Genomic DNA, 23,415 nt, shown 5'->3' with positions numbered 1-23,415 from the left:
GCGCGCCTGGCGCCAGGTGGGTCCGTCGCCCCGGCCTTCGCCGGGCAGGTCAGTGTTCAGAGCAGCTCAGCAGAGCTCTTCTGACACTCTGTTTATAGCATTGGTGCCCTGTCGCGAGCATTTTATGATCTTCAATGGGCTGTGATTCTGGCAGTTTCGTCGGCCGCCGAGGCGTAGCCGGTTGTGGAGGGGGCGACGGTTCGTGCGTCGGCGGCGGATGCGTGGGAGAGCGCCTCCATGGCTCTTCCGCAGGGTTCAACGTCCGATTTATCCCCGCGGAGGAGGCAGGTGGCTCCGCTGCCGTGCACACCGTCTCGCGGGGGCGGGGCCACCGCCGCGTGCGGGCTGGCCCCGCCATCGTCGCCGACCTGTAATGATCGCCGAGGGTGGTGGAACCTCTGGCGCTCTCACCAGCAGCGATGCGGCATACGCGGAGGGCCGGGCTCGCTAGGCGCTGAGGGTGAACCCGGCGTAGCCGTCGGCGGCGACGGCGGCGCAGCGCTTGTGGTAGCGGCCGACCCCGCCGACGTAGGGCATGAACACCCGCGGCCGGCCCGGGATGTTCGCGCCCAGGTACCAGGAGTTCGCCTGCGGGTAGAGCGTGCGCGCGGCGGCGGCGTTGACGTGGGCCACCCAGTCGTCCTCGGCGGCGGGTTCCGCCTCGATCGTGGCCAGGTCGTGGGCGTCGAGGTGGGCCAGGCAGTCGCCGATCCAGTCGACGTGCTGCTCCAGGGAGACGAACGCGTTGGAGATCACCGAAGGGCTCCCGGGGCCCGCCACGACGAACAGGTTCGGGAACCCGCTCATCCCCAGCCCCAGGTAGGTGCGCGGCCCGTGCGCCCAGTGGTCGGCGAGCCGGCGCCCGCCGCGGCCACGGATGTCCATCGCCAGCAGCGCCCCGGTCATCGCGTGGAAGCCGGTCGCGTAGACGAGGGTGTCCAGCTCGTGCACCCGCCCGCCGGCCCGCACCCCGGTCTCGGTGATCTCGGTGATCGGGTTGCGGCGAACGTCGACGAGGGTGACGTTGTCGCGGTTGAACGTCTCGTAGTAGTCGTTGTCGACGCAGATCCGCTTCGTGCCGATCGGGTGGTCCGTCGGCGTCAGCGTCGCGGCGACCTCGGGATCGCGCACGATCTGGCGGATCTTGTCGCGGACGTAGTCGGCGGCGAGGTCGTTGGCCGCCGGGTCGAAGATGAGGTCGTCGAAGGCGGCCATGTACTCGAAGCCGCCCAGCCCCCAGCGCGACGAGAACTCCCGCTCGCGTTCCTGCGCGGAGGCGGTGAGGGCGTGGACGCGGTTCTGGCGCAGCAGCATCCCGCCGAACGAGCGCCGGGCCCGCTCGCGGTACTCGGCGTAGTGCGCCTTGCGCTCGTGGGCCAGCTCCGGGTCCAGCGCCACGTTCAGCCCCTGGACGCTGAAGTTCGCGCTGCGCTGGAACACGGTCAGGTGGCCCGCGACCTGGGCGATGAGCGGGATGCACTGGATGCCCGAGGCGCCGGTGCCGACGACCCCGACCCGCTGGCCGGCCAGGTCGACCTGTTCGGCCGGCCAGGTCGCGGTGTGCAGGACGCGCCCGGCGAAGCGGTCGGCCCCCGGGAGGTCGGGGACGTTCGGCACGGACAGGCAGCCGGTCGCCATGACGCAGAACCGGGCCCGCACCCGCTGCCCCCGGTCGGTGGTGACCAGCCAGCGCCCGTCGGCCTCGTCGAACGTCACCGACGTGATCCGGGTGGCGAACACGATGTCGCGGCGCAGGTCGAACCGGTCGGCCACGTGCCGGGCGTAGGCGAGCATCTCCGGCTGCTCGGGGAAGCGCCGGCTCCACTCCCAGTCCTGCTGGAGCTCCTCGGAGAAGGAGTAGGAGTACTCCAGGCTCTCGATGTCGCAGCGGGCCCCCGGGTAGCGGTTCCAGAACCACGTGCCGCCGACGTCGTCGGCCCCGTCGTAGGCCCGCACCCGCAGCCCCTGCCCGCGCAGGCGGTGCACCGCGTACATGCCGGCGAAGCCGGCGCCGACGATCAGGACGTCGAGATCCTCGGGGTCGCCGGTGGGCATGAGCCGAACGCTAGCCCGAATCTGACGCTCGCGTCAACACGCACCGTCCGCGTCGGCCGCCGAGAAACGGGCCGGGACGGGCGCCTTCCGGCCGTGGTCGACTACGCCGCATCTGACGTCCTGTGCATGGATCAGGTGCCGACGTGGATCAGGTGCCGACATGGGCCGCGAGGTGCTCGCCGGTGAGGGTACGGCGGGCGGCGACAAGATCGGCGGGCGTGGCGAACACCAGCGAGCTCTTCCTCGAGCCGGAGACGCCGGTGAACACCGTCAGCCGGCGCTTGGTTGGGCAGCTCGACGCTGACGTCGGCGAGGGTGTTCTCCCGCGCGCCGTGCACGCAGATCAGATCGTGGCTGTCGGCGACATGCGATGCCGGTGCCCGTGGGTCCGTCGTGGTGACCATCAAGGACCTCCGGTTCGGTACGGCGGGGGTCCGCGGGCCGCTCAGCGGACCTCGTTGATGCGGATCAGGTTGCCGGCAGGGTCGCGCAGGGCGCAGTCGCGAACCCCGAACGGCTGCACGGTCGGTTCCTGGACGACCTCGGCGCCGCTGGCCTGCAGCCGGGTGAAGGTGGCGTCGAGGTCGGCGGTGGCCAGGATGATGCGGGCGTAGCTGCCCTTCGCCATCATCTCGACGATGGTGCGGCGCTCGTCGTCGGTGATGCCCGGGTCGGCGGCCGGCGGTTCCAGCACGATGCACATGTCGGGCTGCCCGGCGGGGCCGACCGTGATCCAGCGCCTTGCGCCGTATTCGACGTCGTTGCGGATCTCGAAGCCGAGGGCGTCGCGGTAGAAGGCCAGCGAGGCGTCCGCGTCGGTGTGCGGGAGGAAGGTCGTGTGAATGCTGAGATCCATGATGATCAGGCTAGGCGTGGCCCGGTGACCTGCGCTTCTCGATTCCTGACCGGTCTGGTGACCTGTTTCGCCACGCAGGAGGGCATCCCCGCCGCGGTGCGCCCCGCCTCACGCCGGTACACACTCGGCGCCACCCCGACCAGTTCGGTGAAGCGGCTGCTGAAGGTGCCCAGCGACGAGTAGCCGACCGCGAAGCAGACCTCGGTGACGCTGAGGTCGCCGCGGCGCAGCAGCGCCATCGCCCGCTCGACCCGCCGCGTCATCAGGTAGCCGTACGGCGACTCGCCATAGGCAAGTCGGAACTCGCGGCCGAGGTGCCCGGCCGACATGTGCGCGCCGCGGGCGAGCGTCTCGACGTTCAGCGGCTGCGCATACTCCCGGTCGATCCGGTCGCGGACGCGGCGCAGACACGCAAGGTCGCGCAGATGCTGTGCCTCGGTGGCTCTGCTGGTCACCTGCGAAATCGTGCCACGCCACGCCCGCTCGGCCCTGGAGCACCCGTCCCGCCGGCGGCCACCGCGTCATCAATAAGCACATACAGGTAGACGAAACAGGTTCGCTGTTGGCAACATGAGCTGCGTCTCAGCGGTCTTCGGCCAACCTCGCCGGCCGCCCGGGCCTGACCCTCGTCTGTGCCCCCCGCCAGTCCCGATCGGAGATCTGATGGACAACGCAGAACTGCGGACCCGCGTCGGTGCCGCCCACCTCCTCGCGTCCTACCAGTACTTCGCCGACTCCGGCCGGCTCGGGCCGCTGGTGGAGCTCTTCCTCCCCGACGCGGTGTTCCGGATCAACGACGACACCAACGTCGGCCGGGACGCGATCGAGGCCTACTTCCGCAGCGCGGGGGAGAGCTTCCGCGGGGTCGACATCCTCCCGGGCCGCCACCATCTCAGCTCGATCTACGTCGACCCCCGCGCGGAGGGCGGCGCCGCCACCTACGCCTGCTTCCAGTACATCGGCATCCGCGGGCTGGACCACTGGGGCACCTACCGCGACGAGGTCGTCGAGGTCGACGGTACGTGGCGGTTCGCCCGCCGCCGGGTGACGGTCGAGGGCTTCGCCGCGAACTCGCCGCTGGCGCCCGTCGCTCTGCGCGGGCCGGGGGCCTGATCGCGACGCGCCGATCCCGGCGAACCGATCGGTCGACCCATCAGCCGGTGTCATCGGAGGATCGTGGCTGTGATCCCCTCCGGTGGCACGCGTCGGCCGGTCGAGGGCGTGCCCGTGTGGTCGCCCGGTAGGGGTCTGGCCGGGTAACCGTTCGTCCGAAGGAGTCGCCTTATGGCCGATGATGCCGTGAACACCCCGTCGACCGCCGCACCGTTGACCGTCGCCGTCATCGGTTCCGGTCCGGCCGGTTTCTACACCGCGGGCGCGCTGCTGGAACAGAGCGACGTCGCGGTCCGGGTGGACCTCTACGAGCGGCTGGCCACGCCGTGGGGGCTGGTGCGGGCCGGGGTGGCGCCCGACCACCCGAAGATCAAGGCGGTGGCGTCGGTGTACGCGGTGACCGCGGCCGACGAGCGTTTCCGCTTCTTCGGCAACGTCGAGGTGGGTCGGCACGTCTCCCGCGAGGAGCTGGTCGAGCGCTACGACGCGGTGGTGTACACGGTGGGTGCGCAGGGCGAGCGGCGCCTGGGCATCCCCGGCGAGGACCTGCCGGGCAGCGTGCCCGCGGTGGACGTGGTGGGCTGGTACAACGGCCATCCCGACTTCGCCGACCGGGCGCCCGAGCTGTCCGGCCGGCGTGCGGTGGTGATCGGGGCGGGCAACGTCGCGCTCGACGTGGCGCGGATCCTGTGCTCCCCGGTCGAGCGGCTGGCCGCGACCGACATCGCCGACCACGCCCTCGACGTCCTGCGCGCCAGCACGCTGGAGGAGGTCGTGGTGGTGGGCCGGCGCGGGCCGGCGCAGGCGGCGTTCACGACCGCGGAGCTGCGCGAGCTGCCGGAGTTCACCGGGTCGGCGGTGGACGTCGACCCCGCGGAGGTCGAGGTGCAGCCCGGCGAGGAGAAGCTGTCACGGCTGATCCTGCGCAACCTCGCGATCCTGCGCGGCTACGCCGCGGCAGGGCAGACGGCGTCGGCGACGCCGGTGGCGGCGGGGCGGCGGCGGATGGCGCTGCGCTTCCTGCGTTCTCCGGTCGAGATTCGCGGGGAGGGCAGGGTGGCCGAGGTGGTGTTCGCCCGCAACCGGCTGGAGGTGGACGCCGAGGGCTGGGTCAGCGCCGTCGACACCGGCGAGCGGGAGGTGGTCGCGGCCGACCTGGTCGTGCGGGCGGTGGGCTACAAGGGCCTGCCGCTGGTGGGCCTGCCGTTCGACGAGCGCCGCGGGATCATCCCCAACGACGCCGGGCGGGTCGCCGGGGCGGACCGTGAGTACGTCGCCGGCTGGATCAAGCGCGGTCCGACCGGGATCATCGGGACGAACCGCAAGTGCGCCGTGGAGACGGTCGCCACGCTGCTGGCCGACGTGGGCGAGGGCCGGCTGGCGCGCCACCCGGGGGCCGGCGGCGTCGACCCGGTGGGCGAGGCCGAGTCCTGGCTGCGCGAGCGCCAGCCCGATCTGGTGACGGAGGCCGGCTGGCGGCTCATCGACGCGGCCGAGCGGGCGTCCGGGGAGCCGGTGGGCCGGCCGCGGGTGAAGCTGACCACGCTCGACGCGCTCGTCGACACCGCCCTCAACCGCACCCTGACCGTCTGACCGGGCGACCGGGCGACCGTCTTACCCTGCGACCGGGTGGCTCGGTCCGGTGCCGGCTCCGGTCCCGCCGTGCGGCGGGACCGGAGCGGACCGGTCAGCGGCGGATCGCCGCTCGGATCAGTTCTCCACGCAGACGGGCTTGTCCCCCTTGGGGGTCGTCAGCTTGCCGCCGACGACCTTGGCGTACCAGTTGCAGGCGCCGACTTCGTTGGGCTGGCCCTTCGTGAACTTCAGCGGGGGCGACCACTCACCGAGGGACTGGCCGCTCAGCGCGTACAGCCCGTCGAGGATCTCGGCGCTGGTGGGCGTCGCCGAGACGTTCTTCGCCGCGGCGGCGAAGAACAGCCCTGCCTGCCAGCCGCGGCTGGCGAAGCCGTCCGGGTCGTTCTTGGTGTACTGCTTCAGCGCGGCGGTGAAGTCGGCCAGGTAGGGCTTGTCGCCGAACCACAGCGGGGCCCCGGAGGTCAGCCACGCACCCTCGGTCGCCGGCTGGATGAGGTTCTGCTGGAACACGCCGCCGGAGAAGACGTAGGTCGGCTGGAAGTGCTGCGTCGAGCAGTCCTTGATGAGCCGCTGGGTGACCTGGGCGGGCACGTTCGTGATGATGGCCTTCACGCCCGCGCTGCGCAGCGACAGGCACTGCGAGGTGTAGTTCGGCGCCGAGGCCGAGGCGGTCTGGACACCCGCCGAGGCCACCCCGAGGTGGTCGGAGATGGTGGAGATCAGGCCGTTGGCCTCCGCGCAGGCGGCCTGCTCGGCGCAGACGATCGTGCCGAACTTCGGCGAGCCGGCGAGTTTCACGCTGTACACCTCGCCGGTGAGGTAGCCCAGCGAGTTCGACGTCGCGGCGAAGAACATCGGCGACTTGCCGTACTGGGCGGTCGTGGTGATCCCGCCGATGACGGGGATGTTGTGCTGCTCGACGTAGCTGCGCCAGGAGCCGTCGGTGGCGCCGGCGAAGTTGCCGACGAGGGCGAGGACCTTGTCCTGCTCGACGAGCTGGTGGACGGCCGCGATCGACTTCGTCGGGTCGCCCTGGTCGTCCCGGCTGATCACCTCGACGGGGTGGCCGGCGATGCCGCCGTGCGCGTTGACCCACTTCGACCAGGCGACGAGGGCGTCGAGCCCGCGCTGGTTCTGCGGGCCGAAGGCGCCGCTGTACAGGCCCACATTACCGATCTTCAACGGTGTTCCGGTGGGTGCCGGTGTGGTGGCGCCGCGCGGGGCGTCGGCCTTCGCCCCGCCATCGCTGCTGCCCCCACAGGCCGACACGGTGAGTAATAAAGCGGCGAATGCTGCGATACAGCCGGACAGTGTCCGTCGTCGCCTCGGTGCCATCGGTGTATCCCCTTGTCAACTGTGCTCGACCGGCGGCGCCGACGCTAGGTCGGAGTGCGATCGGTCGGTCGCCGTGATGATTCGTCAATGCGGGCGCGATGGCGGTCGACAGTTCACGTAGAGGTCAGGAATCCCCGCCGCTTCGCCCGCGGGAGCCGAATCTTCCCGCTTACCCGTTCTGACGTCAATGTCACACCTGGGAGGGGGTGCGGGTGCGCCGCGGCTGGGGGCGTCGCCGGCCGGACGGCGGACGGTGGCCGGCGGCCGGCGGGACGCGCGGGCACCCTTACCGGGGGATAGGCGTCGTCACCAGGCAGATCGAAGGTCGCCCAGGCCTCGGCCGGGACGGCGCACCCGGCCGCGCGGCGGGTCGGACCGGGTAGTCCGCGGCCATGCCGGAAGGCGACCCGAGGTCGGGAATGTGTGCGTATAATTCGTCGCCTTCTGGCGACGGCGTTTTGCATTTCTCGGTGCGCTAAACGGTGCGGCGGGTCGCGTGAGCCACTTCCCCGGCCGGGTGCCGTGGCGTGGCGCGCCCCGGTCTCCGGCGGGTTCGGTGTGAAGGCGGCAGGCGAATCTTCGCCGTGGAACGGCAATCGACTGGGTATCGGAGATATGCCCTGTTTCGGTCCGCCATGCCCGCGGCTGCTGCCAGCCGACGATCACTGAGAGTGATTTCTGGGGTGAGAGCGACGAAGGTGCCCGCGGAGCCGGCGGCCACGGGGGTGTCGACCGGTCCCGGGACGGCTCAGAAACTTTCCTGATCTTTCCGATTGCTGTAGACACAATGTCAGATGCTGCGGTGGCACGGCGTCTCGCGTGCTGCGCCGCGAGGGGTCCGGACGGGTGGGAGGCCAGGTCGATGAGCTCTGCTGACGCGTCGCTGCGGCAGTGGTGGGAGCTGGTGGAATGGCGGGCCGCGGCAACGCCCGACCTACCGATGCTGGTGGACAACCACGACCGTCGGATCAGTTTCGGCGAGTTTCGCGAGCTGGCTCTGCGGGTCGCCGCCGGCCTGGCCGCGACGGGGGTCGGCGCCGGCACCCAGGTGAGCTGGCAGCTACCGACCACCATCGAGAGCGCGGTGCTGATGAGCGCGCTGTCCCGCCTGGGTGCGGTGCAGAACCCGATCATTCCCCTGCTGCGCGAGGCCGAGGTCGACTTCATCGTCGAGCAGCTCGGCACGACCCTGCTGATCGTCCCGGCGGTGTTCCGCGGCTTCGACTACCGCCCGATGGCCGACACGATCGCGGCCCGGCGCGGCCTGCGCACGCTGGTCTGCGATCCCTACCTGCCGCCGGACCCGGCGACGGCGCGGCTGACCGGCCCGCCGGTGGACACGGACTGGTTCGCCGACTTCCCGCTGCCGCTCGGGGATCCCTCGACCCTGCCTCCGCCCCCGCTCCCGCCCACCGGGGACGCCCACGCCGACGTGCGTTGGGTGTTCTACTCGTCGGGCACCACGGGTTTTCCCAAGGGGGCGCGCCACACCGACGCCTCCGTCATCGCCGGGTCGAACTCGATGGTGTCCCAGCTCGGGTTCGACGAGACCGACGTCGCCTCGATCGCGTTCCCGATCGCCCACATCGGCGGGTCGAGCGTGCTGTCGCTGGGCCTGCGGACGGCCTGCAAGGTCGTGCTCGTCGACATCTTCGATCCCCGCACCGCCCCGCTGGCGCTGGCGCGGCACGGGTCGACGATGCTCGGCAGCGCCGCGCCGCACTTCCACGCCTACTTCAACGCACAGGCCGCCTACAACGCCCAACGTGCCGACGGCCCGGAGCCGCTGTTCGCCCGGCTGCGGTTCTTCATGGCCGGCGGGGCGCCGAGCGAGCCCGGGATGCACGACCGCGCCATCGCGGAGCTGGGCGGCGACGGCCTGATGAACGGCTGGGGCCTGACCGAGTTCCCGATGGCCGGCTACCCGTCGCCGGGGGATCCGCCCGAGCGGCTGCGCACCGCCGCGGGCCGCCCGGGCCCCGGCGTGCGGATCAGCGTGCGTGACCCCGACGGCACGGAGGTCGCGCGGGGCGAGGAGGGGGAGCTGTGCATCGCCGGCCCGCAGCTGTTCACCGGCTACGTCGACGCCTCCCTCGACGCCGAGGCCTTCACCCCCGACGGCTACTTCCACACCGGTGACCTGGGCATCCACCATCCCGAGGGCTGGCTGTACATCACCGGACGGCTCAAGGACGTCATCGTCCGCAACGCCGAGAACATCTCCGCGCTGGAGGTGGAGAACGTCCTGCTGACTCATCCCGGCATCGCCGAGGTGGCCGTCGTCGGGCTGCCCGACCCGCGTACCGGCGAGCGGTGCGTCGCATTCGTGGTGCAGGCCGAGGGCGCGGGCCCGCTCACCCCGCTCACCCTGCCCGACCTGGCCGCGTTCTGCCGGGAGAAGGGCCTGGCCGTCTACAAGACGCCCGAACGGCTGGAGCTCCTCGACGCCATCCCCCGCAACGCGATGGGCAAGGCGCTGAAGAAGCAGCTGCGGGAGTCCGTCACCGCCGACGCCTGAGCGAGCGGGCAGGTCCGAAGCCTGGGTGGGCGGTGGTGTGCCGGTGGCTGCCGCTCACCGCGGCACGACCGGCCGCGGCCGCCCCTTTCGCAGGCGACCGCGGCCGGTGACACCGGAATCAGAAACGCGGGCTGGCCGTGGGCGGCGCGACCGGGCCCGTGCTGTCGTCCCGGGCGGCGGCGGGCGGCACTCCCAGCAGGGTGCGCAGCCGCCGCGTCGTGGCCTCCAGCTCCGCGGCCGGGCACACTGCCAGCACGTACCGGTCCGGGCGCAGAATGATGATCTCGTCGGTGGGGCGGCCCAGGCGCAGGTCCCGAAACGCTCCGTCGATGTCGCGCACCAGCAGCGACCCGGTCCGCGGGTCCGTGAGCGTGCCCGGCGCCCGGTCATTCGAGGCACCGGTGCCGATTCCGCCGGTCGACCTGGTCGGGGCCTCGCCCGCGGGGGCGCCCGTGGTGGTCGAGGAGGTCTCGGCTGCGGTGTTCGCGGGGGTCGCGGTGGCGGCGCTGTCCTGCGCGGGTGCTCCGCGCCGCGCGGTGCGGGCCGGGTCCACCCGGATGGTCAGCGCGCCCAGGGCCTGCCAGAACGCCAGGCCCTCCGCGGACAGCGCGGCCGCCGGGTCGCGCCCGATGCCGAGGACGGCGAAGGACGGCCCGATGACGTCGTCGAGCTTCATCCGCAGCCGGTCGGCGGTCTCCACCGACGGCTGGCCGAACATCCGGCCCACCGGGGAACCCTTGTCCGGGGTCGCCGGGGCCAGGACCGCGCCCTCGGTGTAGCGGGGCAGCGGCTTGTACTTCATCTGCAGGATGTAGTCCCGGGCCCCGGGGATGCGCTGGACGCCGACGAAGAACGCGTCGCGCACCCGTTCGGTGAACCGGTTGCGCGGCTCGTACATCGCGCCGACCCGGGTGGCGAAGGAGACCATCGTCTCGGCGTGGGCGCGCCGCTCGGCGTCGTAGGTGTCGAGGAGGCGTGCGTCGGCCCGGCCCGCGAGCACCGCGGCGAGCTTCCAGCCGAGGTTCGTCGCGTCCCGGATCCCGGAGTTCATCCCCTGGCCGAAGAACGGCGGCTGCAGGTGGGCGGCGTCGCCGGCGAGGAACACCGGGCCGACCTGGAAGGTGGTGGCGATACGGGAGTGGTGCCAGTAGATCCGCCGCCGGGAGATCCGCGGCATCGGCGTGTCCCGGTAGTGCCGCGCGAGCAGGCCCATGACGACCTCGTCGGTCACCATCTGCTCGTCGGTCTCGTCGGGCAGCAGCTTGAACTCGAAGCGGCGGTGCCCGTAGGGCAGCGGGATCGTCATCGACGGGCGGACCGGGTCGCAGTGCACCGCCGAGTAGGGCGCGTCGAGCTGGTCGTCGGAGACGTCGACCACCAGCCACTTCGACGGGTTCGTCTCACCCACGAGCTCGACGCCGACACTGCGGCGCACGAAGCTGCGCCCGCCGTCGGCGCCGACGAGGTAGCGGGCGTTGACCGTGACGTCCTCGCCGTCGCGCGTGCCGGTCAGCACGACGCCGTCGTCGGTGCGCTCCAGCCCGGTCACCTCCGTGTCGGCGTACAGCCGCACACCGGGGAAGCGGTCGAGCCCGCGGCGCAGCGTCGCCTCCATCAGCGGCTGGAAGAACAGGTTGCGCCGTGGCCAGCCGAACGGCTGTCCACTGGGCCCCACGTGCGCGAGGACTTTGCCCTGCGAGTTGTGGTAGCGGATCGGCGCGTTCTGGATGCAGTCGGCGAGCACCTCGTGGACCAGGCCGACAGCCTGGAACGTCCTTAACGACTCGTCGTCCACGGCGACGGCCCGCGGATAGTCGATGACCCCGGACTCCCGGTCGAGCACGACGGTGCTCACCCCGTAGGTGCCCAGCAGGTTGGACAGCGTCACCCCGCACGGTCCCGCGCCGACGATCGCCACATCGGCCGATTCCCTGATCATTACCGTCTCCTCTTCCTGCCCGGAGCGGATCGCCATCGTGGTGCCGTGGCGGCTGCCTCGCCGTCCTGCCCGTAGTCGCGGTCCTGCCCGTCGTCGGCGTCCTGCCCGGGTCGCTACTGTTCTGCCATTGTCGTGCTTTCTGCCGCTGTCGTGCTTTCCGGGCCTCGCCCGCCGGTCCGGTCCGCCCGGTCAGTCGGCCAGCACGGAGATGGCCTGCTGGGGGCAGGCGGCGACGCCGCGGCGGGCGTCGTCCTCGGCGCCCGCGGGCACGGCGACGTCACCGCTGAGCGCGGTGAAGCCGTCGTCGTCGAGCGGGAACAGCTCCGGGTTCACCAGATAGCACTGGCCGTGGCCGGAGCATTCCGGCTGCTCCATGTGGATACGCATGCGTTCGTCGTCCTCGTCGGCTGAGATTCGGGTCGGCTGGGATTCGGGTCGGCTGGGAATTCGGGGCCGGGGTCGGCCGGGGGTTCGGCCGCGGGTGCGGTCAGCGCAAGCGGGGCTTGCGCTTCACGTTCGGCGGGACGGGGCTGCCGCCGCGGTTGCCGCGCTGGGTGTATGACAGCCCGGCCCGCTGGGCCAGCGACGGGGTCATGTCCAGGGACTCCCAGATGGCGCGGATGGTGCCCTGGATGGCCTCCGGGCGGCGCGCGGCGATCTCGGCGGCGAGCTCCGCGGCCCGCGGCCAGAGCTGCTCGCGGGGCACCACCTCGGTGACGATACCCAGCCGCAGGGCCGTCTCGGCGGTGAGCCGCTCGTCGTTGCCGAGCAGCGCCCAGCGCAGCACGTCGCCGAGGGGGATGTTGCGGGCCAGCATCCCGATCGGCTCCAGTGCGGAGACGAGGCCGCCGTTGGCGTGCGGGTCGAAGAAGGTGGCGTCCTCGGAGCAGATGATGATGTCCGACTCGTTGAGGAAGTACATGGCGCCGCCGGCGGCGATGCCGTGCACCGCGGTGATCACCGGCTTCCAGACGAACTGCTTGCGCGGGCCGAGACGGACCCCGGGGTCCTCCTGGTTCCACTGGTTCTGGTCGTTCCACCAGGGGCCCTCCTGGATGTCCAGCCCGGTGCAGAACGCGCGCTCGCCGGCGGCGCGCAGGACGGCGACGCGCACGTCGTCGTCGTCGCGGACCTCGTGCCAGACCGCCTCCATCTCCAGCGTCATCGTCTCCGTGAAGGAGTTGAGCCGCTCGGGGCGGTTGAGGGTGATGGTCGCGACGTGGTCGTCGACCTCGTAGAGGACGGTCGTGAGGTCCTTGAGCGGCATGAATGTTCCTCGGGAGTGGGCGAGCTGGCTGGGCCGGCTGGGCTGGCTGGGCTGGCTGGGCTGGTTGGACGGGGCTGGAGCTGGTGGGGGAGTGCTCGGGGGATCAGGGGCTGGCGTCCCAGACGCCGGCGCCCGCCTTCAGCTCGGCGGCGACCTCGTCGACGGTCGTGATCCTCGTGACCATGGCCAGGAAGTTGTCGAGCATGAAGCGGTGGGTCTCGGCGGAGGCGCCCGCGGTGGCGTCCTCGGGCAGCACCACGTGGTAGCCGCGGTTGACCGCCTCCAGCACGAGACCCGGGATCGCGACGTTCGTCGACACGCCGGCGACGACCACGACACGGGTGTCGGTCAACCGCAGCATCGCGTCGAGGTCGGTGCCGTAGAACGCGGTGAGCCCCGTCGCGCGACTGCTGACCAGATCACCCTCGCGGGGGGTCACCGGCTCGGGGACCTCGACGTCCACGCTGCCGGCGATCATCGTCCGGCGCTTGATCGCCATCGCGGACAGCGCCGAGTTCGCGCGCAGGCCGACCAGGTCCGGTCGGTGCTCGATGATGGCGTGCACCACCGGCAGACCCGCCGCACGGAACGCCTCCGCGAGCACGCCGATGCGAGCGCCGACGCCCCTCGACTCGGCCTGTTCGGCGAGCGCCGGTAGCCGGCTCACCGCCGGATCCACGATGCCGCGTTGGAACTCGCTGATGACCAGCGCCGGTCGGCCGATGATGAGCATGCTGATCGTCCTCTCCGCAGGAACTTCGGGGCCTCGAACCCGCTCGACCGTTCAGACGCCGATGCGCCGGCGCAGGTCGGGCAGGGCGACCTTGCCCATCGCGTTGCGCGGCAGCGCGTCGACGATCTCCAGCCGCTCCGGGAGCTTGCGCTTGTTCAGGCCGCCGGCGAGCAGGTACTCGCACAGCTGCGAAAGCGTCGGCGGCGCGGCGGCGTCCGCGGGCACGACCACGGCGCAGACCCGTTCCCCCGTCACCGGATCCGGCACGCCGAGCACCGCCACGTCGACGACCCCGGGATGCGCGGCCAGTGGCTCGGCGACCTCCCGGGCGGAGATGTTCTCCATGTTCCGGATGATCACCTCCTTGAGTCGGCCGGTGACGGTGAGGTAGGACCGTTCGTCGACGAAGCCGAGGTCGCCGGTGCGGAAGAAGCCGTCGGCGTCGAACGCCTCGGCGTCGAGGGCGGCGTCGACGTAGCCGAGCATGAGCTGCGGGCCGCGGACCCGGATCTCCCCGGACTCCCCGGGGTCGGCGCGGGATCCGTCGCCGCGCACGACGACGACCTCGGCGCCCTCGCCGGGCGGACCCTCGGTGCTCGCGTGGTCGGCGTCGGCGTCGTCCGCCCGCCCCCAGCAGACGTAGGGGCATTCGGTCATCCCGTAGCCGGAGACGACGCCCACCCCGCCGAGGGTGTCGCGGACCTCGGCGTGCAGGCTCGCCGGGCGAGGGGAGCCGCCGCAGAGGAACACCCGCGCCCGCGCAAACAGCCGCACGTCTCCGGCGGCGGCCTGCCGGGCCAGGTACACCCGGATGAACGGCACCCCGGACCCGACGATCGTCACGCCCTGGGCGGCCAGCAGGTCTGGCGTGCTCGCCGGGTCGAACACCTCGGCGGTCACCAGCGAGCTGCCGCAGCGCAGCGCCGTGACGAGATGGGCGAGCCCGCCGATGTGGGCGATCGGCGCCAGCATCGCGACCCGGTCGGTGGCCGTCACCGCCAGCGCGTCACTGAACGTGGTGGACGCGGCGAGCAGCGCCCGGTCGGTGTGCCGGGCGCCCTTGGGTGCCGAGGTGGTGCCCGAGGTGTAGAGCAGCCAGCGCACCGCCGCCGCCGGCTGCCCGGACCCCTCCGCCGGGTCCGGGGGGAGGCCGGCGGGGTCGGCGTCGGTCAGCTCGGCCGCGTCGACCACGTCGAGGCCGGGCACCTCGGCGGCGACGGCATGGGCCATGGCGAGGTGGTCGAACCCGCGAAAGCTGGCCGCGACGACGAGCAGCCGGGCGCCGGCCTGCCGGGTGATGAACCCGACCTCCCGTTCGCGCAGCATCGTCACCAGCGGATTCTGAACCGCGCCGAGCCGGCTGAGTGCCGCGGCGAGCACCATCGTCGAGATCCGGTTCGGCAGCTGCCAGGAGACGACGTCGTCACGGCGGATGCCGCGCGCCGCCAGTCCCGCGGCGAGCCGCTCGGCCCGGTCGCGGAACTGCGCGAACGTGACCCGGTCCCCGCCCGCGTCCACCGCGAGCAGGGCGTCGGGCGTCAGCGCGGCCCGCGTGCGGGCGAGCTCCCACAGCGACGCCGCCCCCGCACCTGTCGACGCCTGCGCGGCGAGGATCGGGGCGGAGGCCGCGGCGGAGGCCGGGGTGGATATCGCGCCAGACGTCGGGGCCGACGTCTGGCTCACGGGGTTTCGGGCGCGGAGAGCTCCGCCCGCAGCTCCCGCTTGAGGATCTTGCCGGCCGGGCCGAGGGGCATCTCCGAGCGGAACGCGAAACCACGCGGCTGCTTGTAGCCGGCGAGCTGCTCGCGGGCGAGGGCGCGCAGCTGCGCCTCCAGGTCCTCGGTGGTGATCTCGCCCTTGGGCACCACGACCGCGATCGGCGTCTCGCCCCACTCCGGGTGCGTGACGCCGACGACGGCCACCAGGTCGACGTTGGGATGCGCGCCGAGCACCCGCTCGATCTCGGCCGGGTACACGTTGAACCCGCCGGAGATGATCATGTCGATCTTCCGGCCGGCGATGTGCAGGTAGCCGCGTTCGTCGAGGCGGCCCAGGTCGCCGGTCCACAGGCCGTCGGGCCGGAAGGTCTCGGCGTTGGCCTCGGGCCGGTTCCAGTAGCCGCGGGCGACCGAGTCGGCCCTGACGACGATCTCGCCGACCTCGCCTCGCGGCAGGTCGGCGCCGTCGTCGCCGACGATGCGGATCTCGGCGTGCGGCGTCTCCTTGCCGCAGGAGGTGCGCAGCGCATCGTCTCCGGCGAAGATCGCCTGGTGATCCTCGGGGGTGAGGATCGTGACCTGCCCGCCGGCCTCGGTGGAGCCGTAGCGCTGCTGCAGGTCGCAGCCGAGCTTGCGGGCCGCCTCCTCGGCGAGGCCGGGCGGGGCGGGCGCCGAGCCGTAGCTGATCCGCCGCAGGCTGGACACGTCGATGTCGGACCGGGAGTCGAGCTCGCGCAGCGTACGGATCAGCATGGTCGGGATGAACGTGGTCATCGTGACCTGCCAGCGCTCGATCGTCTTCAGCACCGCGACGGGGTCGAAGCGGGGATGGATGACCATCGTCTGGCCCAGGTACATCCAGGACAGCGTCCGGATCATTCCGCCCGCGGTGTAGAACGGGGTGGTCGCCAGGAAGACGTCGTCGTGGCGGGACTCGGTGGAGATCGTGGTGTCGAGCACCTGGGCGAGCAGGGTGCGGTGCTCGTGCACCACGGCCTTGGGCCGGCCGGTCGTCCCGCTGGTGTAGAGCAGCAGGTGGATGTCACTGTCGACGAGGTCAGCCGGGGTGGGGTCGACGTCGCGGCCCGCCGCCAGCGCCTTGGCGTAGTTCACGCCGACCGAGTCCCCGCCGATCTCGACGACGGTGTCCAGGGCGGCCAGCGGCGCCCCCGGCCCGTCGACGTGGTCGGTGTGCACGATGGCCGCCCGCGCCCCGCTGTCGGACAGGACGTAGTCGACCTCCGGCCCGGAGAGCCGGATGTTGATCGGCACGAGCACCAGGCCCGCCTTGGCGAGCCCGTAGGTGATCTCCGGCCACTCCGGGGTGTTGCGCGCGCAGACGGCGACCCGGTCGCCCTTCACCAGCCCCCGCCCGAGCAGGTAGGTGGCGATGCGGTTGGCGCGCTGGTCCAGGGACCGCCAGGACAGCTCGGTGTCCTCGTACACCACCGCGGCCTTGTCGGGGTAGCGGCGGGCATTGCGCCGGGCTATGTCACCGATCAGCATCGTTCCTCGCAACTCGGGCGGGCGGAGCCGACCGGCGCCGACGCGAGGTCGGGCCGGTGGCGCCGGAATTCGGATCAGGAAGGACGGCCTGGGCCTGCGGCGGCCGACTCGAGAACGGGGCGGCCGACTCAGATCAGGAAGGACATCGTGGGGACGGGCCCGCCGGCGTTGACCAGGTGGACGGTCTTGGCGGCGAGCTTGAGGTCCCCGCCCCGCGTCCGGATCCGGTACTCGTAGCGGCCGGCCCAGACGGTCAGGTCGAACCGGTACTCGTAGATCACGAAGTTGGCGGCCAGGGTCGTCGTGTCAGCGTCCTGGGCGACGACCTCCAGGTTCGTGATCAGTCGACGCAGCACCGACGGCGGGGTCTGGGAGTGCCGGTTACCGGAGTTGAGCTGCGCGACCCGGCTGCGGATCCGGCGGCGGTTGTCGTAGATGTAGGAGACGTTGACCCTCGGGTCGTGGTCGGGGTGCATCGGCACCCAGTACTTGGCGTCGTCGTCCCACAGCGCCTCCCACTGCGAGTACCGCGCCTCGTCGGCGAGGCGGGCCTCGGTGTAGATGAAGGAGGCCAGAGCTGGGTCGACGCCGGCGGCGGGCACGGCGCCGGCGGGCACCGCGGCGGCGGCACCGAGGCTGGTGAGGTCAGACATGTGGACGGGCTCCCTGCGGTGTGCGGACGGCTGCCTGCGGTTGGACGCCCCCGGTCAGGCGCCGGGAGCGGCGGTCCCGGTGAGCACCTGCGTCCAGTGCTTCCACCAGCCGCGCTGCGGCGTCTCGGCCGACTTGTCGTGGTTGACGATGCCGGTCTCGTCGGTGATGTCGGACTCCGTGCCGCGGCGAAGCACGACCCACTCGGGTGAGCCCGCCGCGAGGCCGAGCTGGTTGCGGGCGCCGATCTCGCCGTCGTCGGCGATGAGGAACCCGGCCGGACCCATCGCGCCCTCGCTGCGGCGCAGGGTCTTCTCGTTGACCTCGTCCGCGCCCGGGATCAGGGCGGGCGTGGTGTAGGCGATCGCCCGGCCCGGACCCAGCGGCTCCACCGTCATGACGTTCATCTCGGCGAGGAACAGGTTCGGGAAGATCAGCGTGTGCGGGGGGCCGACGACGAACGCCCGGTGGGTGTCCTCCGGCCCGCGCGCCTCCTCCATCGCGGCGACGTACCGGGGCAGCTTCTCCCGGCGGATCCGGCCGAACCAGATGAACTCCTCGTCGAGGCGGCTGTACTCCTTGGCGTAGTCGATCTCGGAGTGGCCGTTGCCGAGGTCGCGGACGTACACCTCGACCTTGGACGGGACGTGGGAGACCTTCGCCGGCTTCACCGCGTCGTACACGGAGGCATGGGTGAACAGCGCGTGGTAGCCGTCCACGTTGTTCTCCATGACCATCTTCCAGTTGCAGCGCATGTCGTGCTTCATCCAGCCGGCGCGCAGGTTCAGCTCGCCGGTGGGGGACACCGCCAGCAGCCGGTCGATGGCGGTCGTCGACCGGCCGAGATGCTCGAGCAGGGTGATCGCCGGCGGGTTCAGCGAGGCGAAGACGAAGCCGCCGTAGCTGTCGACGGCCGCGGCCGGGGAGAGCCCCATGGCGTCGCGCACCGCGTGGAAGCTCGACCCGTAGCCGTCGCGCATCGGGACGCCGGCGAGGTGGCCGTCATTGCTGAACGTCCAGCCGTGGTAGGGGCAGCGGAACGACGAGCTGTTGCCGGCGTCGGCGTTGCACAGCCGGTTGCCGCGGTGCGTGCAGCGGTTGGCCAACACCCGCACCTCGCCGTCCTTGCCCCGCACGACGATCCACGGTTCGCCGGCGATGCGGCGGGTGACGTAGTCGCCCGGCTCGGGGACCTCGCTGACGTGGGCGACGAACACCCAGCCGTTGCGGAAGATCCGGTCCATCTCCTGGTCGTACACCTCCTGGGAGGTGTAGACGGAACCATGGACGCGGTCGGGTTCGACGAGCGCGGCGACGTCCACCTGGCCGACGTGCGCCGACGTGTCCAGCTCGGTCATGGGGAGACCTCCGGTTCGGATGAGGTGTGCGCCGCGGCCGGGAGACCTGCCGCGGATGGGTCGGGTGCGGGGGTGGTGCCGGGAACGGGAGTGGTGCCGGATGTCGCGGGGGAGTCGTCGGCGCCGGCCGGGTCGAGGGACGCGGCGGGCACCGCGACGCCGCCGACGTGGCGGAAGCCGATGGTGACGGGCCGGCCGATCGCGGGGGCGGACCCGGTGGCGGTGAGCGTGGTCATGATCAGTCGATGCCCGCTGGCCAGCTCGATGTCCAGGACGGGGTAGGGCTCGGTCACCCGGACCAGGCCCGGCTCCCGCCGGTGCACGAGGGTGACCGCATGCACACTGCCGGCACGCTCGACCGGGCGCCAGCGGATGTCGGTGGCACCACAGCCGTCGCAGGCCCGCTGCTCCAGTTCGAGGGCCAGCCCGCAGGCCGCGCAGAACGGCAGCGTGAGCTCGCCTGCGGCGGCGCCGGCGTACAGCGGGGCGAGCGACCCGTCGGCCAGCGGCGCCAGCGCCGCATCGACCAGCCAGTCCTCCGCCTGCGCCTGCGCCTGCGCGGCGGCGGCGGGGCTGGCGGCGGCGGCGGTGTTCGGGCTCATCGGGACGGCTCCAGGTCGAGGATCAGGCAGGCGTGGTGGTCGACCCGGCCGCCGATGCCGCCGACGAGCGCGGTGCTCGCGCCGGGCACCTGGCGCGCCCCGCCGGCGCCGCGAAGCTGCACCACGGCCTCGGCCAGCGGCGTCATCCCCTGCAGGTAGAACCCGGAGAGCTGGCCGCCGCCGGTGTTGACCGGCAGGTCGCCGCCGGGGGCGGTGGCGCCTGAGCGGACCACCTTGCCCGCCTGCCCGGGCTCGACCAGGCCGTACTCCTCCAGCAGCAGCAGGGTCACCACGCTGAACGGGTCGTAGAGCTCGATGACGTCGAGGTCGGCACGGGTGAGCCCGGCCATCTCCAGCGCGCCGTCGACGGCGGCCCGGCCGCCGCCGAACCACGACTCGCCCGGGGCGCGCCGCCGGCGCATCGGATGCGCCTGGCCCATCCCGCGGACGTGGACCCGCGGGGCCTGGCCGGGCGTGGCCTCGCCGCTGACCACGAGGGCGACCGCGCCGTTGACGGGGCGTGCGCAGTCGAGCACGCGCAGCGGGGCGGAGATCATCCGACTGGCGAAGTAGCCCTCGGCGTCCAGCGGCTTGCGCACGACCGCGTCCGGGTTGCCCAACGCCCAGGCGCGGGTCGACACGGCCACGGCGCACAGGTCCTCGGGGTCTCCGCCGGACACCGCGAAGTAGCGCGAGGCGAGCAGGGCGTAGGTGGGGACCGAGCCGAGCACACCACTGGCCCGCTCCAGCCCGCGGGCCCCGTCGTTGCCGCCGCTGTGGGCATAGGTCGACCCGGACGTGCCGCCGGCGCGCAGCGGTGCGTCGGCGAAGACGCAGATCACGGTGCGGGCCAGGCCCGCCCGAATGGCGAGCACCGCCCGCTGGATCATCGCGGCCGCGGTGGCGCCCTTGATCTCGACATGCTCGAGCAGGCGCAGGTCACCGAGCCCGCCCTGCCGGGCCAGCGCCACGCCCAGCCGGTCGGGGCGAACCCCCTGGCTGGAGTTGACGAGCAGGCCGTCGACGTCACCGGGGGCGAGCCCCGCGTCGGCGAGCGCGCCCGCGACGGCCTCGATGGCGAGGTCGACGGGCACACCGCCGGCCGAAAGAGACATGGGTGTCAGACCGAGTCCGACAATCGCGGGCTCCAGAGGCGAGGCCATCAGCTCTGGGCTCCCGGACCCGTGAGCGCCGAGCGCCGCACGGGGCTGCGTTCCTCTCGGTAGGCGCCCACGCGCAGCCAGTCCAGGCGGTCCTCGGGTGCGGCCAGGCACAGGCTCGCCAGCTCGATCGGGGACAGCAGGATCGACGCGCCGGTCTCGATGTCCTCGACCAGCAATCGGGGGGAGTTTCCGCGGCGGTCCACCGAAACTCGCACGGCGGCGAACTCGTTGGACAACTCGGCGGACTCCAGGTGGTCGCGGTGCGGCCGGCTCACCGGTACCCCCCTCGGGACGGCCGCCCGCCGGTGGTACCGGTCACGGACGGGCGTGCTCCGGGGGATCTGGTGGAGGCGGGACGGTTCATGGCCCTAGGGTATACTCACTGTCAGAAACGGTGCTGGACTCACGCTCGATCCCGCCGTCTGCGCCGCCCGCTGCCCAGGGGCGTCCGCCGGGCCGGGTCGTGACCCGGCCGCGGGACCTCGCCTACCCGCCGAGGTCCCGCGTTCCCGCCGACCCGAGGGATGGATCATGGCTGCTCCCCCGCCCGCCCAGCTCACCCATGTAGGTCTGTACGTCAACGACGTGGACCGCATGGTCAACTTCTACTCGGAGCTACTCGGCCTGCTCGTCATCGACCAGGGCGACTTCCTGGGCCGCCGGCTGACCTTCCTCAGCCGCCGCGCGGACGAGCACCACCAGCTCGTGCTCGTCTCCGGGCGCAAGGTCCCCGAGGGCGAGATCGCTCTGCTCAGCCAGGTCTCCTTCCGTCTCACCGACGACGACCTCACCTCGCTGCGCTGGTTCCACGACAAGGCCCTGGAACTCGGCGCGACCGGTATGGAGGGTCGTAACCACGGCAACAGTTGGAGCATCTACTTCCTGGACCCGGAAGGGAACCGGTTGGAGCTCTACACCCCGACGCCGTGGTACGTCAGCCAGCCCTGGCGGGTCGCGCTGGACCTGGCCGACACCGACGAGGTGATCCGGGAGAAGACCCAGGCCCTCATCGAGGAGACGGCCACCTGGTCCCCGGTGCAGACGTGGAGCGCGTCGGTGGCGCAGCGCCTGCGCGCCGCCGAGAGCGACTGACCGGCTCCCGCCCCGAGGCGGCCCGCGCACGGGGAGTCCACCCGTGCCGGGGGCTCGCCCCGCGCCCGACGAGTCATCTGAGCCCGACGAGTCATCCGACCCGACGAACGAGGATCGTGAGCAGCGCATGACCGACGAGGTCCCCTACCGCAGCATCTGGACGTACCTGCGGGACGTGCCGTTCCGCCAGGACTGGATCGACATCGACGGGGTGTCCACCCGCTACGTCGAGGCCGGTTCCCCCGACGCCCCGGTCGTGCTCATGCTGCACGGCACCGGGGGGCACTGGGAGACCTTCGCGCCCACCATCGGCCCGCTGAGCAAGCACTTCCGCTGCATCGCGGTGGACATGGTCGGTAACGGCTTCTCCAGCAAGCCGGACTACGACTACGAGATCGCCGTCTACGAGCGCCACCTGCTCGGCCTGCTCGACGCGCTCGGGGTGCAGACCACCTACATCATCGGCATGTCGCTGGGAGCGTGGGTCGCCGCCCGGCTCGCCATCGACGAACCGGACCGGGTCCGCAAGCTGATCCTGATGTCGCCCGCGGGCCTCATCGCGACCGCGTCGAACATGGCCCGCATCCGGGCCGAGCGCACCGCCGCCGTGGACAACCCCACCTGGGAGTCCACCAAGGCGATGTTCAACCACCTGATCGCCGACGAGGCCAACCGGCTGCCCGACGTCATCGCCCTGCGCCAGGCGATCTACCGGCTGCCGGAGACGCGCAAGGTCATCGACCACGTGCTGATCCTGCAGGACCCCGAGGCCCGCGATCGCAACCTCATCCCGCCGGACCAGTGGTCGCGCATCGCCGCCCCGACGCTCGTCGTCGCATCCGGCAAGGACTTCGGCGAGTACCAGAACACCGCCCGCCAGGTCGCCCGGCTGATCCCGGACTCGCAGGTCCTGGAGATGTCCGAGGTCAAGCACTGGCCGCACTTCGAGGACCCGGAGCTGTTCAACCCGGCGGCGCTGGCGTTCCTGCTGGGTGGGCAGAGCGAGTCCGAGAACGCATGACGCTCGATTCCGAACTCGTCGAGGACGCCGCCGCGCGCCTCGACGAGGCCGAGCGCACGCTGACCCCCATCCCGCAGCTGTCCCTGCAGTACCCGGACATGACGATCGAGGACGCCTACGCAGTCCAGCGCGCCTGGACCGAACGTAAGCTGGCCGCCGGCCGCGAGCTGCGCGGGCGCAAGATCGGCCTGACGTCGCGGGCGATGCAGCAGGCTGTCTCGATCACCGAGCCGGACTACGGCGCGATCTACGACGACATGTTCTTCGACGACTCCGGGGTCGTGCCCGCGGGCCGGTTCATCCGCCCGCGGGTCGAGGTCGAACTCGCCTTCGTGCTCGCCGAGCCGCTGACCGGCCCTGGCGTCACGATCTACGACGTGCTCGACGCCACCCGCTACGTCACGCCCGCGCTGGAGATCCTCGACGCCCGGGTGCAGATGAGCGACCCGGCGACCGGGCATCTGCGCACCATCGTCGACACCATCTCCGACAACGCCGCCGACGCGGGGCTGGTGCTCGGCGGGCGCGCCGTGCGCCCCAACGAGGTGGACCTGCGCTGGGTGTCGGCGCTGCTGTACCGCAACGAGACGATCGAGGAGTCCGGGGTCGCCGCGGCGGTGCTGAACCATCCGGCGAACGGCGTCGCGTGGCTGGCGAACAAGCTCGCCCCGTACAAGGTGGGTCTCGACCCGGGCCAGGTGATTCTGGCAGGCTCGTTCACCCGGCCGGTGTTCGCCCGCTCGGGCGACACCTTCCACGCCGACTACGGCCCGCTGGGCGCCATCACCTGCCGCTTCGCCTGACCGAGCGGGCAGGTGTGCGGGCAGGCGGGCGAGGAGAGGTCTTGCTGATGTGTGGAGCACCGGGGGCGACGGCGATGACGGGTGGGCGG

21 protein-coding genes and 1 pseudogene are annotated in these 23,415 nt (G+C 72.0%); 6 read left to right on the top strand and 16 right to left on the bottom strand.

The genetic code is table 11. The features are described 5' to 3' along the window. Window positions 1–447 precede the first annotated feature (447 nt). From NBZ83_RS11410 to NBZ83_RS11395, 4 genes and pseudogenes are all read right to left on the bottom strand, one after another. Window positions 448–2,055: a flavin-containing monooxygenase gene (locus tag NBZ83_RS11410; protein ID WP_261569773.1), complete on the bottom strand. Its 1,608-nt coding sequence runs from the start codon at window positions 2,053–2,055 to the stop codon at window positions 448–450. A gap of 211 nt (window positions 2,056–2,266) precedes the next feature. Beyond that, window positions 2,267–2,459, bottom strand: a pseudogene (locus tag NBZ83_RS11405) (excinuclease ABC subunit A); the annotation flags it as partial. 41 nt (window positions 2,460–2,500) lie between these two features. Continuing rightward, window positions 2,501–2,911 carry a VOC family protein gene (locus NBZ83_RS11400; protein WP_261569771.1) on the bottom strand — a complete coding sequence of 137 codons (411 nt, stop codon included), beginning with the start codon at window positions 2,909–2,911 and terminating at the stop codon, window positions 2,501–2,503. A 5-nt stretch (window positions 2,912–2,916) separates the two neighbouring features. Then, window positions 2,917–3,366: a helix-turn-helix transcriptional regulator gene (locus NBZ83_RS11395; protein WP_261569766.1), complete on the bottom strand. Its 450-nt coding sequence runs from the start codon at window positions 3,364–3,366 to the stop codon at window positions 2,917–2,919. A 208-nt stretch (window positions 3,367–3,574) separates the two neighbouring features. On the opposite strand from NBZ83_RS11395, the gene NBZ83_RS11390 reads away from it, so the two are divergent. Further along, complete coding sequence (locus NBZ83_RS11390; RefSeq protein WP_261569765.1) at window positions 3,575–4,024, top strand: nuclear transport factor 2 family protein; 450 nt, start codon at window positions 3,575–3,577, stop codon at window positions 4,022–4,024. A gap of 171 nt (window positions 4,025–4,195) precedes the next feature. Further along, entirely contained in the window at window positions 4,196–5,617 is a 1,422-nt protein-coding gene (locus NBZ83_RS11385) for an FAD-dependent oxidoreductase (protein WP_261569764.1), read from the top strand. Window positions 5,618–5,734: 117 nt separating this feature from the next. Here NBZ83_RS11385 and NBZ83_RS11380 read toward each other — a convergent pair whose 3' ends face one another. After that, the gene (locus NBZ83_RS11380; RefSeq protein WP_261574924.1) at window positions 5,735–6,955 is read right to left on the bottom strand and encodes an ABC transporter substrate-binding protein; all 1,221 of its coding nucleotides are present in this window, start codon (window positions 6,953–6,955) and stop codon (window positions 5,735–5,737) included. 862 nt (window positions 6,956–7,817) lie between these two features. On the opposite strand from NBZ83_RS11380, the gene NBZ83_RS11375 reads away from it, so the two are divergent. Beyond that, window positions 7,818–9,473 (top strand): class I adenylate-forming enzyme family protein, encoded by a 1,656-nt coding sequence (locus NBZ83_RS11375; RefSeq protein ID WP_261569762.1) that lies wholly within the window; start codon window positions 7,818–7,820, stop codon window positions 9,471–9,473. 118 nt (window positions 9,474–9,591) lie between these two features. Here the strand turns inward: NBZ83_RS11375 and NBZ83_RS11370 are convergent, their stop codons facing one another. From NBZ83_RS11370 to NBZ83_RS11320, 11 genes are all read right to left on the bottom strand, one after another. After that, the gene (locus tag NBZ83_RS11370; protein WP_261569757.1) at window positions 9,592–11,412 is read right to left on the bottom strand and encodes a bifunctional 3-(3-hydroxy-phenyl)propionate/3-hydroxycinnamic acid hydroxylase; all 1,821 of its coding nucleotides are present in this window, start codon (window positions 11,410–11,412) and stop codon (window positions 9,592–9,594) included. A gap of 189 nt (window positions 11,413–11,601) precedes the next feature. Further along, window positions 11,602–11,799, bottom strand: a complete 198-nt coding sequence (locus NBZ83_RS11365) for a ferredoxin (RefSeq protein WP_261569756.1) — start codon at window positions 11,797–11,799, stop codon at window positions 11,602–11,604. 100 nt (window positions 11,800–11,899) lie between these two features. Further along, on the bottom strand, window positions 11,900–12,679 hold the full coding sequence (locus NBZ83_RS11360) for an enoyl-CoA hydratase/isomerase family protein (protein ID WP_261569755.1): 780 nt from the start codon (window positions 12,677–12,679) through the stop codon (window positions 11,900–11,902). Window positions 12,680–12,782: 103 nt separating this feature from the next. After that, complete coding sequence (locus tag NBZ83_RS11355) at window positions 12,783–13,412, bottom strand: cysteine hydrolase family protein (protein WP_261567809.1); 630 nt, start codon at window positions 13,410–13,412, stop codon at window positions 12,783–12,785. Window positions 13,413–13,463: 51 nt separating this feature from the next. Continuing rightward, window positions 13,464–15,095: a class I adenylate-forming enzyme family protein gene (locus NBZ83_RS11350; RefSeq protein ID WP_261574923.1), complete on the bottom strand. Its 1,632-nt coding sequence runs from the start codon at window positions 15,093–15,095 to the stop codon at window positions 13,464–13,466. Then, complete coding sequence (locus NBZ83_RS11345) at window positions 15,092–16,636, bottom strand: class I adenylate-forming enzyme family protein (protein WP_261567811.1); 1,545 nt, start codon at window positions 16,634–16,636, stop codon at window positions 15,092–15,094. Before NBZ83_RS11345 ends, NBZ83_RS11350 begins: the two co-directional genes overlap by 4 nt. Window positions 16,637–16,764: 128 nt before the next feature. Further along, window positions 16,765–17,289: an aromatic-ring-hydroxylating dioxygenase subunit beta gene (locus tag NBZ83_RS11340; RefSeq protein WP_261574922.1), complete on the bottom strand. Its 525-nt coding sequence runs from the start codon at window positions 17,287–17,289 to the stop codon at window positions 16,765–16,767. 54 nt (window positions 17,290–17,343) lie between these two features. Next, entirely contained in the window at window positions 17,344–18,645 is a 1,302-nt protein-coding gene (locus NBZ83_RS11335; protein WP_261567813.1) for an aromatic ring-hydroxylating oxygenase subunit alpha, read from the bottom strand. Beyond that, entirely contained in the window at window positions 18,642–19,247 is a 606-nt protein-coding gene (locus NBZ83_RS11330; RefSeq protein ID WP_261574921.1) for a Zn-ribbon domain-containing OB-fold protein, read from the bottom strand. The genes NBZ83_RS11335 and NBZ83_RS11330 overlap by 4 nt, the downstream gene beginning before the upstream one ends. After that, window positions 19,244–20,362: a thiolase family protein gene (locus tag NBZ83_RS11325; RefSeq protein WP_261574919.1), complete on the bottom strand. Its 1,119-nt coding sequence runs from the start codon at window positions 20,360–20,362 to the stop codon at window positions 19,244–19,246. The genes NBZ83_RS11330 and NBZ83_RS11325 overlap by 4 nt, the downstream gene beginning before the upstream one ends. Before the next feature lie 47 nt (window positions 20,363–20,409). Further along, entirely contained in the window at window positions 20,410–20,685 is a 276-nt protein-coding gene (locus tag NBZ83_RS11320; RefSeq protein ID WP_261567816.1) for a hypothetical protein, read from the bottom strand. Between the two features lie 256 nt (window positions 20,686–20,941). Between NBZ83_RS11320 and NBZ83_RS11315 the strand changes: the two genes are divergently transcribed. The 3 genes from NBZ83_RS11315 to hpaH all read left to right on the top strand — a co-directional run bounded on the left by NBZ83_RS11315 (window position 20,942) and on the right by hpaH (window position 23,326). Next, window positions 20,942–21,502: a VOC family protein gene (locus tag NBZ83_RS11315; RefSeq protein ID WP_261567818.1), complete on the top strand. Its 561-nt coding sequence runs from the start codon at window positions 20,942–20,944 to the stop codon at window positions 21,500–21,502. 127 nt (window positions 21,503–21,629) lie between these two features. Continuing rightward, complete coding sequence (locus tag NBZ83_RS11310) at window positions 21,630–22,523, top strand: alpha/beta fold hydrolase (protein ID WP_261567820.1); 894 nt, start codon at window positions 21,630–21,632, stop codon at window positions 22,521–22,523. Then, window positions 22,520–23,326, top strand: coding sequence for a 2-oxo-hept-4-ene-1,7-dioate hydratase (hpaH, locus tag NBZ83_RS11305; RefSeq protein ID WP_261574918.1), 807 nt, complete (start codon window positions 22,520–22,522; stop codon window positions 23,324–23,326). Before NBZ83_RS11310 ends, hpaH begins: the two co-directional genes overlap by 4 nt. Window positions 23,327–23,415: the final 89 nt, after the last annotated feature.

This window comes from Frankia gtarii, from assembly GCF_025403375.1.
In the GTDB taxonomy this organism is placed as follows: Bacteria; Actinomycetota; Actinomycetes; order Frankiales; family Frankiaceae; genus Frankia; species Frankia gtarii.
Note: the sequence above shows the minus strand (reverse complement) of the source record. Positions and strands in the feature narration are given on the sequence as shown.

Bases quoted from the DNA above. Each gene is read 5' to 3' on its own strand.
- NBZ83_RS11410 (WP_261569773.1), bottom strand. From the start codon at position 2,055: ATGCCCACCGGCGACCCCGAGGATCTCGACGTCCTGATCGTCGGCGCC.
- NBZ83_RS11400 (WP_261569771.1), bottom strand. From the start codon at position 2,911: ATGGATCTCAGCATTCACACGACCTTCCTCCCGCACACCGACGCGGAC.
- NBZ83_RS11390 (WP_261569765.1), top strand. From the start codon at position 3,575: ATGGACAACGCAGAACTGCGGACCCGCGTCGGTGCCGCCCACCTCCTC.
- NBZ83_RS11385 (WP_261569764.1), top strand. From the start codon at position 4,196: ATGGCCGATGATGCCGTGAACACCCCGTCGACCGCCGCACCGTTGACC.
- NBZ83_RS11380 (WP_261574924.1), bottom strand. From the start codon at position 6,955: ATGGCACCGAGGCGACGACGGACACTGTCCGGCTGTATCGCAGCATTC.
- NBZ83_RS11375 (WP_261569762.1), top strand. From the start codon at position 7,818: ATGAGCTCTGCTGACGCGTCGCTGCGGCAGTGGTGGGAGCTGGTGGAA.
- NBZ83_RS11370 (WP_261569757.1), bottom strand. From the start codon at position 11,412: ATGATCAGGGAATCGGCCGATGTGGCGATCGTCGGCGCGGGACCGTGC.
- NBZ83_RS11365 (WP_261569756.1), bottom strand. From the start codon at position 11,799: ATGCGTATCCACATGGAGCAGCCGGAATGCTCCGGCCACGGCCAGTGC.
- NBZ83_RS11360 (WP_261569755.1), bottom strand. From the start codon at position 12,679: ATGCCGCTCAAGGACCTCACGACCGTCCTCTACGAGGTCGACGACCAC.
- NBZ83_RS11355 (WP_261567809.1), bottom strand. From the start codon at position 13,412: ATGCTCATCATCGGCCGACCGGCGCTGGTCATCAGCGAGTTCCAACGC.
- NBZ83_RS11345 (WP_261567811.1), bottom strand. From the start codon at position 16,636: ATGCTGATCGGTGACATAGCCCGGCGCAATGCCCGCCGCTACCCCGAC.
- NBZ83_RS11340 (WP_261574922.1), bottom strand. From the start codon at position 17,289: ATGTCTGACCTCACCAGCCTCGGTGCCGCCGCCGCGGTGCCCGCCGGC.
- NBZ83_RS11335 (WP_261567813.1), bottom strand. From the start codon at position 18,645: ATGACCGAGCTGGACACGTCGGCGCACGTCGGCCAGGTGGACGTCGCC.
- NBZ83_RS11330 (WP_261574921.1), bottom strand. From the start codon at position 19,247: ATGAGCCCGAACACCGCCGCCGCCGCCAGCCCCGCCGCCGCCGCGCAG.
- NBZ83_RS11325 (WP_261574919.1), bottom strand. From the start codon at position 20,362: ATGTCTCTTTCGGCCGGCGGTGTGCCCGTCGACCTCGCCATCGAGGCC.
- NBZ83_RS11315 (WP_261567818.1), top strand. From the start codon at position 20,942: ATGGCTGCTCCCCCGCCCGCCCAGCTCACCCATGTAGGTCTGTACGTC.
- NBZ83_RS11310 (WP_261567820.1), top strand. From the start codon at position 21,630: ATGACCGACGAGGTCCCCTACCGCAGCATCTGGACGTACCTGCGGGAC.
- hpaH (WP_261574918.1), top strand. From the start codon at position 22,520: ATGACGCTCGATTCCGAACTCGTCGAGGACGCCGCCGCGCGCCTCGAC.